This is a genomic window from Ramlibacter algicola (genome assembly GCF_016641735.1).
Taxonomy (GTDB): domain Bacteria; phylum Pseudomonadota; class Gammaproteobacteria; order Burkholderiales; family Burkholderiaceae_C; genus Ramlibacter; species Ramlibacter algicola.
Genome location: NZ_JAEDAO010000001.1, coordinates 3,354,267 through 3,368,385 on the forward strand (window position 1 = coordinate 3,354,267; position 14,119 = coordinate 3,368,385).

13 protein-coding genes are annotated in these 14,119 nt (G+C 69.6%); 6 read left to right on the forward strand and 7 right to left on the reverse strand.

The genetic code is table 11. The features are described from left to right. Window positions 1-2,373 (reverse strand): xanthine dehydrogenase family protein molybdopterin-binding subunit, encoded by a 2,373-nt coding sequence (locus I8E28_RS16400; protein WP_200789186.1) that lies wholly within the window; start codon window positions 2,371-2,373, stop codon window positions 1-3. Between the two features lie 13 nt (window positions 2,374-2,386). After that, on the reverse strand, window positions 2,387-2,857 hold the full coding sequence (locus I8E28_RS16405) for a (2Fe-2S)-binding protein (RefSeq protein ID WP_200789187.1): 471 nt from the start codon (window positions 2,855-2,857) through the stop codon (window positions 2,387-2,389). Window positions 2,858-3,043: 186 nt separating this feature from the next. On the opposite strand from I8E28_RS16405, the gene modA reads away from it, so the two are divergent. Genes modA through modC form a run of 3 tightly spaced genes read left to right on the forward strand, consistent with a single transcriptional unit; the run spans window position 3,044 to window position 5,549 of the window. After that, entirely contained in the window at window positions 3,044-3,790 is a 747-nt protein-coding gene (modA, locus tag I8E28_RS16410; RefSeq protein ID WP_200789188.1) for a molybdate ABC transporter substrate-binding protein, read from the forward strand. Next, window positions 3,790-4,473, forward strand: coding sequence for a molybdate ABC transporter permease subunit (modB, locus tag I8E28_RS16415; RefSeq protein ID WP_200790431.1), 684 nt, complete (start codon window positions 3,790-3,792; stop codon window positions 4,471-4,473). Before modA ends, modB begins: the two co-directional genes overlap by 1 nt. Further along, window positions 4,470-5,549, forward strand: a complete 1,080-nt coding sequence (gene modC / locus I8E28_RS16420) for a molybdenum ABC transporter ATP-binding protein (RefSeq protein WP_200789189.1) — start codon at window positions 4,470-4,472, stop codon at window positions 5,547-5,549. The genes modB and modC overlap by 4 nt, the downstream gene beginning before the upstream one ends. Before the next feature lie 6 nt (window positions 5,550-5,555). On the opposite strand, the gene I8E28_RS16425 is transcribed toward modC, so the two are convergent. Then, a complete protein-coding gene (locus tag I8E28_RS16425; RefSeq protein WP_200789190.1) occupies window positions 5,556-6,380 on the reverse strand; it encodes an ABC transporter substrate-binding protein in 825 nt (274 codons plus the stop codon). 120 nt (window positions 6,381-6,500) lie between these two features. Between I8E28_RS16425 and I8E28_RS16430 the strand changes: the two genes are divergently transcribed. Next, window positions 6,501-7,607, forward strand: coding sequence for a substrate-binding domain-containing protein (locus I8E28_RS16430; RefSeq protein ID WP_200789191.1), 1,107 nt, complete (start codon window positions 6,501-6,503; stop codon window positions 7,605-7,607). Here I8E28_RS16430 and ku read toward each other — a convergent pair. Both ku and I8E28_RS16440 read right to left on the reverse strand, forming a co-directional pair. Then, window positions 7,604-8,593, reverse strand: a complete 990-nt coding sequence (ku, locus tag I8E28_RS16435; protein WP_200789192.1) for a non-homologous end joining protein Ku — start codon at window positions 8,591-8,593, stop codon at window positions 7,604-7,606. The genes I8E28_RS16430 and ku overlap by 4 nt on opposite strands. Before the next feature lie 58 nt (window positions 8,594-8,651). After that, the gene (locus tag I8E28_RS16440) at window positions 8,652-9,887 is read right to left on the reverse strand and encodes an SUMF1/EgtB/PvdO family nonheme iron enzyme (protein ID WP_200789193.1); all 1,236 of its coding nucleotides are present in this window, start codon (window positions 9,885-9,887) and stop codon (window positions 8,652-8,654) included. Window positions 9,888-10,063: 176 nt separating this feature from the next. On the opposite strand from I8E28_RS16440, the gene I8E28_RS16445 reads away from it, so the two are divergent. Continuing rightward, entirely contained in the window at window positions 10,064-10,660 is a 597-nt protein-coding gene (locus I8E28_RS16445) for a TRAP transporter small permease subunit (RefSeq protein WP_200789194.1), read from the forward strand. A gap of 5 nt (window positions 10,661-10,665) precedes the next feature. Then, window positions 10,666-12,489, forward strand: coding sequence for a TRAP transporter large permease (locus I8E28_RS16450; RefSeq protein ID WP_200789195.1), 1,824 nt, complete (start codon window positions 10,666-10,668; stop codon window positions 12,487-12,489). Window positions 12,490-12,605: 116 nt separating this feature from the next. Here the strand turns inward: I8E28_RS16450 and I8E28_RS16455 are convergent, their stop codons facing one another. Next, a complete protein-coding gene (locus I8E28_RS16455) occupies window positions 12,606-12,809 on the reverse strand; it encodes a hypothetical protein (RefSeq protein ID WP_200789196.1) in 204 nt (67 codons plus the stop codon). A gap of 158 nt (window positions 12,810-12,967) precedes the next feature. Further along, a complete protein-coding gene (locus I8E28_RS16460; RefSeq protein ID WP_200789197.1) occupies window positions 12,968-14,050 on the reverse strand; it encodes a TRAP transporter substrate-binding protein in 1,083 nt (360 codons plus the stop codon). Window positions 14,051-14,119 lie beyond the last annotated feature (69 nt).

Here is a 14,119-nt window from a genome sequence, read left to right on the forward strand (position 1 = left end):
TCAGGCCTGGGTGCGCTGGATGGCCTGCCACACGCGCGAGGGCGTGGCGGGCATGTCGAAGTCCTGCACCCCGAGGTCGTGCAGCGCGTCGAGCACGGCGTTGATCACCGCCGGCGGCGAGCCGATGGCGCCCGCTTCGCCGCAGCCCTTGGTGCCCAGCGGGTTATGCGTGCAGGGCGTGCACACGGTGCCGAGCTGGAAGTTTGGGAAGTCGCTGGCGCGCGGCATGGTGTAGTCCATGTAGCTGCCGGTGAGCAGCTGCCCGGATTCCTTGTCGTAGACCGCCTGCTCCATCAGCGCCTGGCCGATGCCCTGCACGATGCCGCCGTGCACCTGCCCCTCCACGATCATCGGGTTGATGATGGTGCCGAAGTCGTCGACGGCGGTGAAGCGGTCCACGCGCACGACACCGGTCTGCGGGTCGACTTCGACCTCGCAGATGTAGGTACCCGCCGGGAACGTGAAGTTGGTCGGGTCGTAGAAGGCCGTCTCGTTCAGCCCGGGCTCCAGCTTGTCGAGCGGGTAGTTGTGCGGCACGTACGCCGTCAGCGCCACCTGGCCGAACGGGATCTTCTTGTCGGTGCCCTTGACCTTGAATTCGCCGCCGGCGAACTCGATGTCGGCGTCGCTGGCTTCCATCAGGTGCGCCGCGATCTTCTTGGCCTTGGCCTCGATCTTGTCCAGCGCCTTCATGATCGCCGCGCCGCCGACGCTGATCGAGCGCGAGCCGTAGGTGCCCATGCCGAACGGCACGCGGCCCGTGTCGCCGTGCACGACGTCGACGTTCTCCACCGGGATGCCCAGCCGCGCCGCGACGACCTGCGCGAACGTGGTCTCGTGCCCCTGGCCGTGGCTGTGCGAGCCGGTGAACACCGTCACGCTGCCGGTCGGGTGCACGCGGATCTCGCCGCACTCGAACAGGCCCGCCCGCGCGCCCAGCGCACCGGCGATGTTCGACGGCGCGATGCCGCATGCTTCGATGTAGCTGCTGTAGCCGATGCCGCGCTTGAGGCCCTTGGCTTCGCTGGCCCGCTTGCGCTGCTCGTAGCCGTCGACTTCCGCCAGCTTCTTCGCGTTGTCCATGCACGCCACGTAGTCGCCCGTGTCGTACTGCAGCGCGACCGGCGTCTGGTACGGGAAGCTGGTGATGAAATTGCGCTTGCGGATCTCGTCCTGTCCCAGGCCCATGTCCCACGCGCAGCGCGAGACGAGACGCTCGAGCATGTACGTCGCTTCGGGCCGGCCCGCGCCGCGATACGCGTCGACTGGCGCCGTGTTGGTGAACCACGCGTCCACCTCGACGTAGATCTGTGGCGTCGTGTACTGGCCCGCCAGCAGCGTGGCGTACAGGATGGTCGGCACCGCGGTCGAGAACGTCGACAGGTACGCACCCAGGTTGGCGTCGGTGTGCACGCGCAGCGCGAGGAACTTGCCGTCCTTGTCCATCGCCATCTCGGCACGCGTGACGTGGTCGCGGCCGTGCGCGTCGGTGAGGAAGGCTTCGCTGCGGTCCGCCGTCCACTTCACCGCGCAATTGAGCTGCCTGGCAGCCCAGGTGACCGCCACGTCCTCGGCGTACAGGAAGATCTTGGAGCCGAAGCCGCCGCCGACGTCCGGCGCGATGACGCGGACCTTGTGCTCGGGCAGGCCCAGCACGAAAGCCGTCATCAGCAGGCGTTCGACGTGCGGGTTCTGGTTGGCGACGTACAACGTGTAGTCGTCGGTGGCGCGGTTGTAGGCGCCGATCGCTGATCGCGGCTCGATGGCGTTGGGGATCAGCCGGTTGTTGGTGAGGTTCAGCGTCGTGACGTGCGCCGCCTTCGCGAACACCGCATCGACCTGTCCCTTGTCCCCGATCGCCCACTTGTAGCAGTGGTTGTCCGGCGCCGCGTCGTGCAGCGCGGGCCCCTTGGTGGCTTCGCGCATGTCCACGACCGCGGGCAGCGGCTCGTAGTCGACGTCGACCGCCTCGGCCGCATCGCGCGCGGCCTGCAGCGTGTCGGCCACCACCATCGCGACCTGGTCGCCGACGTAGCGCACCTTGCCCTGCGCGAGCACCGGGTGCGGCGGCTCCTTCATCGGCGTGCCGTCGGTGCTGGTGATCAGCCAGCCGCACGGCAGCCCGTTCATCTTGCCTTCGATGTCCTTGCCGGTGAACACCTTGCGCACGCCCGGCATCGCCTCGGCACGCGAAGCGTCGATCGACTTGATCGTGGCGTGGGCGTGCGGCGAGCGCACGAACACGGCGTAACGCTGGTTGGCCAGCTGGATGTCGTCGGTGTACTGGCCGGCGCCCGTGAGGAAGCGCATGTCCTCGCGCCGGCGCAGGCTCTCGCCGATGTGCGGCAGCTTGGCGAAATCGGAAGCACCCATGGTCGCTGCTCCTTCAGATGGTGGCGCCGGCCGCCATGCCCTGCTTCACGGCCTTGACGATGTTCTGGTACCCCGTGCAGCGGCACAGGTTGCCCTCGAGGTGCTCGCGGATCGTCGCCTCGTCGGCGTTCGGGTGCTGCTTGCACAGGTCCAGCGCGCTCATCACCATCCCCGGCGTGCAGAAGCCGCATTGCAGGCCATGGCACTCCTTGAACGCGGCCTGCATCGGGTGCAGCGTGCCGTCCGGCTGGGCGACACCTTCGATGGTGGTGATCTCGGCGCCCTGCTGCTGCGCCGCCAGCGTGTTGCAGGACTTCACCGCGCGGCCATTGACCAGCACCGTGCAGGCGCCGCATTGCGCGGTGTCGCAGCCGACGTGCGTGCCGGTGAGCCTCAGCGTCTCGCGCAGCGCGGTGACCAGCAGCGTGTTGGGAGGAACGTCGATGCGCTCGGCGCGGCCGTTGACCTTGAATTCGACCTGCATGCTTGTCTCCTTTGTCCGGGGTGGCCGGGCCATTTTTCGCCCGTGCCCGCCCCCTCCTGCTAGGCGAAACCCTGACCGCCGGGGCGGGCCCGGGGAAATTCTCAAAATGGAACAGCTGCGGTCGCGTTGGCTCCTCGAGGAAGCCGAGACGCGGCTGCGTACACTCCCCTGCTCTTCCGCACGCCCATGCTCGCCCGCCTCGCCACGATCGCCCTCGCCCTGCTCGGCAGCGCGAGCGCAGCGGCTGCCGACGTGCCGGTGGCGGTCGCCGCGAACTTCGCCGGGCCGATGCAGAAGATCGCCGCGGCGTTCCAGCGGGACACCGGCCATCACGCCGTCCTGTCGATCGGATCGACCGGCCGCTTCTACGCGCAGGTGAAGAACGGCGCGCCGTTCCAGGTCCTGCTGGCCGCCGACGACGAGACGCCGGCAAGACTGGAGCGCGAAGGCTTGGCGGTGCCCGGTACGCACTTCACCTATGCGACGGGGCGGCTCGTGCTGTGGAGTGCGAACGCCGCGCTGGTCGATGCGCGCGGCGACGTGCTTCGGCAACCGGGAACCGGCAAGATCGCCATCGCCGACCCGAAGCTCGCACCGTATGGTGCGGCAGCGCTGCAGGCGATCGACAAGCTCGGGCTGGCGGCGACGCTGCAACCGCGCCTGGTGCAAGCCGAGAACATCGGCCAGGCCTTCCAGTACGCCAGCACCGGCAATGCGGCGCTCGGCTTCGTGGCGCTCTCGCAGGTGATGCTCGACGGCCGACTCACCAGCGGCTCGGCCTGGATCGTGCCGGCGTCGCTGCACGCGCCCCTGCGGCAAGACGCCGTGCTGCTGCTCCCCGGCAAGGACAGGCCTGCGGCGGCCGCGCTGCTGGCCTACCTGCGCGGCCCCGCCGCGCGCGCCATCCTGCGCGCGCACGGCTACGAACCGTGATCGCGCTCGATCCCGCCGACCTGCAGGCCATCGGCCTCACGCTGCGGCTGGCGTTCACCACGACCGTCGTGCTGCTGGTGCTGGCGACGCCGCTCGCGTGGTGGCTCGCCCGTGCACGCACGCGCTGGGCCGCGGTGGTCGGCGCGGTCGTCGCGCTGCCGCTGGTGCTGCCGCCCACGGTGATCGGCTTCTACCTGCTGGTGGTGTTCGGCCCGCAGGGCTGGGGCGGGCAGGCGACGCACGCCCTCGGGCTCGGCTTGCTGCCCTTCACTTTCGGCGGGCTGGTGGTCGCATCGGTGCTGTATTCGCTGCCCTTCGCGGTGCAGCCGCTGCAAGCCGCCTTCGCCGCGCTCGGTCCGCGCCCGCTGGAAGCCGCCGCCACGTTGCGTGCCCGCCCGCTCGACGCGTTCTTCAGCATCGCCGTGCCGCTGGCGCGGCATGGATTCCTCACCGCAGGGATCCTCGCCTTCGCGCACACCGTCGGCGAGTTCGGCGTCGTGCTGATGATCGGCGGCAACATTCCCGGCCAGACGCGCGTCGTGTCGACGCAGATCTACGGCCACGTCGAGGCGCTCGAGTACGCGCAGGCGCACGGGCTGGCGCTCGCGATGGTGCTGTTCTCGTTCGCCGTGCTGCTCGCCCTGGCGCTGTTCGCGCGCCGCATGCCGCGGGTGGGGCCATGAGCGACGCGCGACTGCGGCTCGCCTTGCAGCGCCCGGGGTTCACGCTCGACGTCGACCTGCCGATGCCCGCCGACGGCATCACGGCGCTGTTCGGCCCCTCGGGCTCCGGGAAGACGACGGTGCTGCGCTGCGTCGCCGGCCTGGAGCGCGCGCGAGGCAGCGTGCGCGTCGCGGGCGAGACCTGGCAGGACGATGCGCAGCGAGTGTTCCTGCCCCCGTGGCGCCGCGCGGTCGGCTACGTGTTCCAGGAAGCGAGCCTGTTCCCGCACCTGAGCGTGCGCGGCAACCTGGCCTATGCGCAGCGGCGTGCGGCCGGTGGCCCCGACATCGCACTCGATGACGTGATCGCGCTGCTCGGCATCGGCCACCTGCTCGACCGGAACACGCACGATCTCTCGGGCGGTGAGCGCCAGCGCGTCGCCATCGCCCGCGCGCTCGCCACGCGGCCCCGGCTGCTGCTGCTCGACGAGCCGCTCGCCGCGCTCGACCCGGCACGGCGTGGCGACGTGATGCCCTGGCTCGAGCGCCTGCGCGACGAGGTCCGCTTGCCGATGCTGTACGTCACGCATTCCGCGGACGAGGTCGCGCGGCTGGCGGACACCGTCGTGCTCCTCGAGGACGGGCGCGTGCGCGCGCACGGCCCGCTGGCGGCGACGCTCGCACGCGCCGACCTGCCCTTCGCGCGCGAGGAGGAAGCCGCAGCGCTGCTGCAGGGGCGCATCGGCGCCGTCGACGCGCACTGGCACCTCGCGCGCGTCGACTTCGACGGTGGCGCGCTGTGGCTGCGCGACGATGGCGTGCCCACCGGCCGTGCGGTGCGCGTGCGCGTGCTGGCGCGCGACGTCAGCATCGCGATCGAGCCAGCCCAGGACGGCACGACGAGCATCCAGAACATCCTGCCTTGCACGATCGCCGGTCTCTCGGCGTCCGCGCATCCGTCGCAAGTGGTCGTGCAGTTGCAGGCCGGCGGCAGCGTGCTGCTGGCGCGCATCACGTCCCGCGCGGCCGATGCGCTGCGGCTCGCGCCCGGCCAGCGCGCGTGGGCGCAGGTGAAGTCCGCCGCGCTCGTGCGCTGACGTGCGTCAGCGCGCGTTCGCGTTCGGGAAGAACAGCTGCTCGCCGCCGATCCTGTAGCTGGCGATGGCCGCCTGGCCGGCAGGCGAGGTCACCCAGTCGACGAACTTCTGCGCCTCCGCCGGTTTCAGGTGTGGGAACTTCTGCGGGCTCACCACCATGACGCCGTACTGGTTGAACAGGCGCTTGTCGCCCTCCACGAGGACGGCCAGGTCGCCGCGGTTCCTGAAATTGAGCCAGGTGCCGCGGTCGGCGAGCACGTAGGCGTTGCTCGAGGCGCCGATGTTCAGCGCCGGTCCCATGCCGCAACCGCATTCCCTGTAGCCGCTGCCCTTGCGGTCGCCGGCTGCCTTCCAGTAGCGCAGCTCGGACGCATGCGTGCCGCTCTTGTCGCCGCGCGAGATGAACGGCGCATTGGCCGCGGCGATCTTGCGCAGCGCCGCCACGATGTCGCTGCCCTTCGTCCCGACCGGGTCGGCCTTGGGGCCGACGAGGATGAAGTCGTTGTACATGACCGGGTAGCGGCGCTGCGAGAAGCCGTCGGCGACGAACTTCTCCTCGGCGGGCTGGTCGTGCACGAACAGCACGTCGGCATCGCCGCGGCGCGCCATGTCGATGGCCTGGCCGGTGCCGACCGCGACGACCTTCACGCCGATGCCGGTGGCCGCGGTGAACGCGGGCAGCAAGTGGCCGAACAGGCCCGACTGCTCGGTGGACGTCGTCGACGCCATCGTGATCGTGGTCGTCGGCGCCTGCTGCGCGAAGGCGCCGCAGGCGAAGGCCAGCACGGCGGCCGCGAAGGCACGGCGGGTCGTCGGGTGGAGGGACTCCATGGTCTGTGTTCCTGTGCCGCGGCTCCTGCGCGGATGCAGCGATCCTAGGAAGGCTCGCCGCGATGCGCGATCCGTTCTTCAACTTATGAATGGCGCGACATAGCGCTTATGCTCGGCCGCGTGCGCCGCGTCGAACTCTCCTACAGCCTCGCATCCGGCCCCCATGCGCCGGGCTCGGCGCTGCACAACCCGCTGATCGCACTGCTCGATGCCGTGCGCGTGAACGGCTCGATTTCCGGTGCAGCCACCGCGCTGGGCCATTCCTACCGCCACGTGTGGGGCGAACTCAAACGCTGGGAAGCCGAACTCGGGCGGGGCCTGGTCGTGTGGGAGAAGGGCCAGCCCGCGCGGCTGACCGAGTTCGCCGACAAGCTGGTGTGGGCCGAAAGGCAGGCGCAGGCGCGGCTGGCACCGCAGATCGAGGCGCTGCACGCCGACCTGGAGCGCGCGTTCGCCGTCGCCTTCGACGATGCCGCGCACGTGCTCACCGTGCACGCGAGCCATGACGACGCGGTCGCGCTGCTGCGCAGCCGCGCCGCGAGCGCCGCCCGCCTGCACCTCGACGTGCGCTTCATGGGCAGCCTCGATGCGATCGCGTCGCTCAACGAAGGCCGCTGCACGATCGCCGGCTTCCACGTGCCGCCGCAGTCGCCGCCGGGATCGCTGGCGCAGCGCACCTACCAGCCGCTGCTGCGGCCCGGGCTGCACAAGCTGCTCGGGTTCGCGCGTCGGCCCCAGGGCCTGGTCGTGGCGCGCGGCAATCCCCTGCGCATCACCAGCCTGCAGGACCTCGCACGCAACGGCATCCGGTTCGTGAATCGCGCGCCCGGCACCGGCACGCGCGTGCTGGCCGAAGAACTGCTGGCGGACGCGGGTATCGCGCCCGGGCAGGTCGGCGGCTGGACGCGCGAAGAGCCGTCGCATGCCGCCGTCGCCGAAGCGATCGCGTCGGGCAGCGCGGACGCGGGCCTCGGCATCGAAGCAGCCGCAGCCAGCCGCGGCCTGGGCTTCGTGCCGCTGCTGCACGAGGAGTACTACCTCGTGTGCCTCAAGTCCGTGCTGGAGGAACCACCGGTGCGCGCATTGCGTGAGGTGCTGGCATCGACCGCGTGGCAACAGGAACTGTCGCGCCTGGCCGGGTACGAGCCATGGCACTCGGGGGAGGTGCTGAGCCTCCACCGGCAGTTGCCCTGGTGGCGCTTCGATCGCCCGAAGCGATCGCGTTAGGTTTTCTTCCGCGGTCCCGCGGCAGGCTTGCCGCTCGGCGGACTGCTCGCTGCGGCCTTGACGCTGCTGCGCGCCCGCGCGGTGGTCTTCGCGGCCGCGGCCTTGCGGCGGGGCGCGGCTTCCGGCTCGTCGTTCGCTGCCGCACTGCTGCGGCGCGAACTCGCCGGCGCAGGTGCCGGCGCCTTGGCTTGCAGGCTGCGGCGCAGCAGCTCCGTGAGGTCCAGCACGTCGGCGCTGGACTCGGGCGTTTCCTCGCCGGGCAGCGGCTGCAAGGTCGCGACGTCGCCCTTCTCGGCCTTGGCCTGCACCAGCTGCTGGAGCTTCTCGCGGAACTCGTCGTGGAACAGGTCCGGGCTCCACTCGCCCGCGAGCTCGTTCACGAGTTGCTCGGCCATCTTCAGTTCGCGCTCGTTCGGTGCCGCCGCGCCCGTGTCACCCAGCGTCGACGAGGGCGCATCGCGCACCTCGTCCGACCAGCGCAGCAGCTCGAGCACCAGGCCCTCGCCCGAGGGCATCAGCGCCGCCAGGTGCTGCTTGGTCGACATCACCACCTTCGCGATGCCGACCTTGCCGGTGCGCTCGAGCACGTCGCGCAGCAGCGCGAACGGCTTCAGCCCGCGCGCGCCGGGGGCCACGTGGTACGGCTTGTTGAAGAAAGCGGCGGGAATGGAGGCGACATCCACGAACGCCTCGATCTCGATCGTCTGCGTCGTCTTGGGCAGCGCGTTGCGGATTTCCTCCTTGGAGAGCACGACGTACTGGCCTTCCTCGACCTGGATGCCCTTGACCAGTTCCTCGCGCTGCACCGCCTCGCCGGTCGTCTTGCTCACCTGCCGGTTGCCGACCGGGCTCATGGTGGACGAATCGATCAGGTTGAATTTCGGGCGTACGTCCGCGGTCGCGCTGTACAGCACGACGGGAATATGGACCAGCCCGAAGCTGATCGCGCCTTTCCACACCGCTCGGGTGCTCGCGGGAGCGCTCATGCAGGCATGCTGGGCGGCGGCCCCGCCGGGGTCTGTAGGCCCGCCGCACGCGCGCCTGTCAGACGGCGCAGCTTCGGAATCCCGTGAAGAGGTCGTCGCGGCCGGGCAGCGCGAACCCGCGGCGCTGCGGCCAGCGCAACCGCGGGCGGGAGATGTAGGGCGCGCCGCGCAGCACGCGCGCCTGGCCGAACAGAGGCTCGGCGTCGAAGTCGCCGTGGCGTGTCCACGGGTCCGGCGAGTAGCCCGTCCACGGCCGCAGCGTGCCGGCCGTCCATTCGTGCACGTCGCCCCAGCGGAAGCCGCGCGAGCCCGCGCGCGTGGCCGCGACCTCCCACTCCACTTCGGTGGGCAGGCGGCGGCCCGCCCACCGGGTCCAGGCGTCGGCCTCCCACCAGCACACGTGGAGCACAGGTTGCTGCGAGGCCATGCGCGTCGGCCGGCCGAAGTGCGCCTGCAGCACGGCCCCGCTGCCAACGGCGATCTGGTCGACGTAGCGTGGCGCTCGCCGTCCCTCGGGCTGCGCCTGCAGCCAGGCCCAGCCCTGCGGATGCCACAGCTCCGCGCGGTCGTAGCCGCCATCGGCGACGAACTCGACGTACTGGCCCCAGGTGACCGGCTGCGCGTCGATCTCGAACTCGGGGACGTCGACCTCCTCGTGGCCACGCTCGACGTCGAAAGAGAACGTGGAGCCCTCGGTGCCGAGCGTCCAGCGGGTCGCCGGCAAGGACAGCGGCTCGCGCATCGCGGCGGCCACGGGCAGCGGGATGGGCAGCGCCAGGCCGAGCCCCTGCGCCTGGCGCACCAGCTGTTCGCCGCGCAGGTCCTCGTGCACCAAGGCGGCGCGGAAGAAGTACAGCGCTTCGTCATCGGCCGCGGTGCGCTCCAGCAGGTCCAGCGTGCTCTCGAAGGTCTCGAGCAGGTAGCCGCGCACCTCGCCCAGGTCGGGCAGCGGCATGTCCCAGCGGCTCGCGTGCGGCGCTTGCAGCGGGTGGTACCAACGGTCGGCCATCGGCAGCACCGAGGGCAGCCGCGGCGCGTCGGGCGGGCAGCGGCGGCCCAGGCCGCGCCGCGGGTTGCGCCCGATCCACCACTCCGCGAACCAGCCCACGTGCCCGGCCAGCCATTCGATGCGCTCCAGTCCCAGCTGGCAGGGGACGGACAACGATGACTCGCCCCAGCGCGCCAGCAGCGCGAGCGTCTGGTTGCGCGCGTCCATCAGCGCCAGCGACAGCCGGTCGGCGCCGGCGCGGCGGACGTCGTCACTGGCTGGCGGCGGGGGTGCGGGGTGAGGCATGGGGAGGAGAATGCGGCAACTCGCCCGCACCCCGTGTAAATACGGAGCGGGACGCGTCAAGAAGGCGTCAGCGTCCCCTTATAGTCCAGTTCGACAATTCCCTAGAACGAAAGTGCGCGGGCATGCGCCCGCTTTGCTTCGTCGGCGCACATCCAACCTTTCCGGAGACAAGCCCCATGCAGGCCTTGCTGAAGTTGTCGCGGGCGATCGACTGGCTGTCCAACCAGGTGGGCCGGTGGATCATCTGGCTGATCCTGGGCTCCACGATCATCAGCGGCGTGAACGCCGTGGTCCGCAAGGCGTTCAACATGAGTTCGAACGCGTACCTCGAAGTGCAGTGGTACCTGTTCGCCGCGTCCTTCCTGCTGGCCGCCGGGTACACGCTGCTGCAGGGCGAGCACGTGAAGATCGACGTGATCTACGGCCGCCTGTCCCGCAAGACGCAGAACTGGATCGACATCTTCGGCTTCGTGGTGTTCCTGCTGCCGGTGGCGGCGGTGATCCTGTGGATGGCGGTGCCGTTCTTCCTCCAGGGCTTCCGCTCCGGCGAGATGTCCTCCAACGCCGGCGGCCTGATCCGCTGGCCCGTGTACCTGATGATGCCCATCGGCTTCGCCCTGCTGCTGCTGCAGGGGCTGTCCGAATTGATCAAGCGCGTCGCCTTCGCCATGGGCCTGATCGAGGACCCGGCGGTGAAGAAGGGCGAGAAGTCGGCCGAGGAGGAGCTCGCCGAGGAAATCCGCCGCCTGGCGGAGGCGGAAGGCAAGGTCTGACCATGATGGCGTTCATCACCCAAAACCTGGCCCCGATCATGTTCGGGGGCCTCATCTTCTTCCTGCTGCTTGGCTTCCCGGTGGCGTTCAGCCTGGGCGCGTGCGGGCTGTTCTTCGGCTTCGTCGGCATCGAACTGGGCGTGCTGCCCGAGTCGCTGATGCAGGCGCTGCCGCTGCGCATCTACGGGATCATGCAGAACGACACGCTGCTGGCGATCCCGTTCTTCACGCTCATGGGGCTGATCCTGGAGCGAAGCGGCATGGCCGAGGACCTGCTGGACACCATCGGCCAGCTGTTCGGGCCGCTGCGCGGTGGCCTGGCCATCGCCGTCGTGCTGGTGGGCGCGCTGCTGGCCGCCACCACCGGCGTCGTCGCGGCCTCCGTCATTTCGATGGGCCTGATCTCGCTGCCCATCATGCTGCGCTACGGCTACGACCGCCGCCTGGCCACGGGCGTCATTGCCGCCTCGGGCACCCTGGCGCAGATCATCCCGCCGTCGCTGGTGCTGATCGTGCTGGCCGACCAGCTGGGCCGCAGCGTCGGTGACATGTACAAGGGCGCGTTCATCCCGGGCTTCATCCTCACCGGCTTCTACATCCTGTACGTGATCGCGGTGGCGGTGTTCAAGCCGAAGAACGCGCCGGCGCTGCCGATCGAGGCACGCACGATCCGCGAGGACGACGGCCGCAGCGGCCTGCCCTCGCTCGTGGCGCTGACGGTCATCTGTACCGCCGCGGCCATCGGGCTGGGCGAGTACTACGACCATGTCGTCGCCTGGTGGCGCGGTTCGACGGAGCCGGTGCGGGTGGCGACGGACGAGACCATCGTGGTGTCGATGGCCTTCGGCGTCATCCTGGCCTTCGTCGCCGCGGTGGTGAACAAGGTGACGCGCCTGGGCCTGCTCTCGCGCATCGCCGAGCGCGTGACCTTCGTGCTGATCCCGCCGCTGCTGCTGATCTTCCTGGTGCTGGGCACCATCTTCCTGGGCATCGCGACGCCCACCGAAGGCGGCGCGATGGGCGCGCTCGGCGCCATCATCATGGCGGCCGCGCGCGGGCGGCTGACGTTCTCGCTGCTCAAGCAGGGCCTGAACACCACCACCAAGCTGTCCTGCTTCGTGGTGTTCATCCTGGTGGGTTCCACCGTGTTCAGCCTGTCGTTCCAGGGCGTCGACGGCCCGCGCTGGGTGGAGCACCTGCTCACCAGCCTGCCCGGCGGCCAGGTCGGCTTCCTGATCGTCGTCAACATCCTGATCTTCTTCCTGGCGTTCTTCCTGGACTTCTTCGAGCTGTCCTTCATCGTCGTGCCGCTGCTGGCGCCGGTGGCCGACAAGCTGGGCATCGACCTGATCTGGTTCGGCGTGCTGCTGGGCGTGAACATGCAGACCTCGTTCATGCACCCGCCGTTCGGCTTCGCGCTGTTCTACCTGCGCAGCGTCGCGCCGATCCGCGAGTACGTGGACAAGCTGACGAAGAAGACCATCGCGCCCGTCACCACGATGCAGATCTACTGGGGCGCCGTGCCCTTCGTGATCATCCAGGTCGTCATGGTGGGCCTGATCATCGCGTTCCCGGGCATCGTGTCGCGCGACAAGGAAGAGAAGATCGACCTGGACAAGGTCAAGATCGACATGCCCGTGCTGCAGGACTTCGGCGGCGGCAACAACGACCCGTTCGCCACCCCGGGCGCTCCCGGTGCACCGGCAGCTCCCGGCGCCTCTGCACCGGCCGGCGCGGCGAGCGAACCGGAAGTGCCGGTCCCGGAGGTCCCTTCGGCCGACGACGAGCAGAAAAAACTCGACGAGTTGTTCGGCACCGGCAAGAAGTGAACCGCCACTGCAGGCGTGCGAAGGGCCTCCATCGGAGGCCCTTTTTCATGGGAACGCGGGCGGCCAAATGAAAGGAGCCCTGCAGGGCTCCTTTCGATCGTCGCACCGGGGGGCGGTCAGCGCGGCATGGACGGCCCGGGGATGTACTGGCCCGGGGGCACCTGCGACACGGCGCGTTCCTCGGGCTTCTTGTCCCGGCGCGGGATGTTGCTGCCGATCGGGACGTAGGCATCGTCGTTGCGCGAGGCCTCGGTCGTCGGCTGGGTGGCGCACCCGGCAAGGACGGCGCCGCACGCGAGGGCGAGGGCAAGGCGGTTCATGGATTTCCTTTCAGGTTGGCCGGGCCCGGATGGTTGGTGGTTGTGGGGGCCCGCGAACTGCTGAGCGTATCAAAGTGCCCGGGGCGGCCTGTTCCACGCATGGCAGGAATGACAAAGGGGTCCCGCGGGACCCCTTCGTGCATGCGGCCCTCGCGGCCTCAGACCTTGACGCTCGCCATGAAGGAATCGAAGTAGTACTCCGAGAAGCGGGTCCACAGCAACTGGTCGCGCTGGAAGGCGCGCATGTCCTGGTGGATCTTCTTGAACTCGGCCGACTTGGCCTCGTGCTCGGCGAAGACTTCCATCGACGCCTTGAAGCCGGCGTTCATGATCTCCTTGGAGAACGGCTTGAGCTTGGTCTTCGCGGCCACCAGGCGCTTGAGCGCCGTGGGGTTGAGCGAGTCGTACTTGGCCGTCATGTCGCGCGCGGCGACCTGGGTCGCGGCTTCCACGATCGCCTTGTTCTCGGGCGAGAGCGCCTCGAAGGCCTTCGTGTTGACGAAGAACTCGAGCTCGGCGCCGCCTTCCCACCAGCCGGGGTAGTAGTAGAACGGGGCGACCTTGTTGAAGCCCAGCTTCTCGTCGTCGTACGGGCCGACGAACTCGGTCGCGTCCAGCGTGCCCTTCTCGAGCGCCTGGTACACCTCGCCGGCCGGCATGTTCTGCGCGACCACGCCCAGCTTGGCCATCGCCTCGCCGAACAGGCCGCCGCCCATGCGCATCTTCAGGCCCTTGAGGTCGGCGACCGTCTTGATCTCCTTGCGGTACCAGCCACCCATCTGGGTGCCGGTGTTGCCCGCGCTGAAGCTCTTCATGTTGTACTTGGCGTAGAACGCGTCCATCAGCTTGCGGCCGTTGCCGTGCTCCATCCACGCGTCCATCTGGCGCGCGGTCAGCCCGAAGGGCACGGCGCAGCCGAAGGCGAAGATGGAATCCTTGCCGGTGAAGTAGTACGGCGCGGTCTGCGCCATCTCGAGCGTGCCGTTCTGCAGGGCGTCGACGACGCCGAACGCCGGCATCAGTTCGCCGGCGGCGTGCACCGACACTTCGAACTTGCCGCCCGACAGCGCCTTGACGGTGGAGGCGAACTTCTCCGCGCTGCCGAAGATGGTGTCGAGCGACTTCGGGAAGCTGGAGGCGAGGCGCCAGCGAACGGCGGCCTGCGCGTGGACGGCGGGCGCGATGCCCGCGGCGAGGACGCCGGCGATGCCGGCGTTCTTCAGGATTGAACGGCGATCCATGGGAGTTCCTTGTGCTTGAGTCTGCGCGCACCAGGGCGTGCGGGCGATGTTACGGCGCGGTGGGCGTCA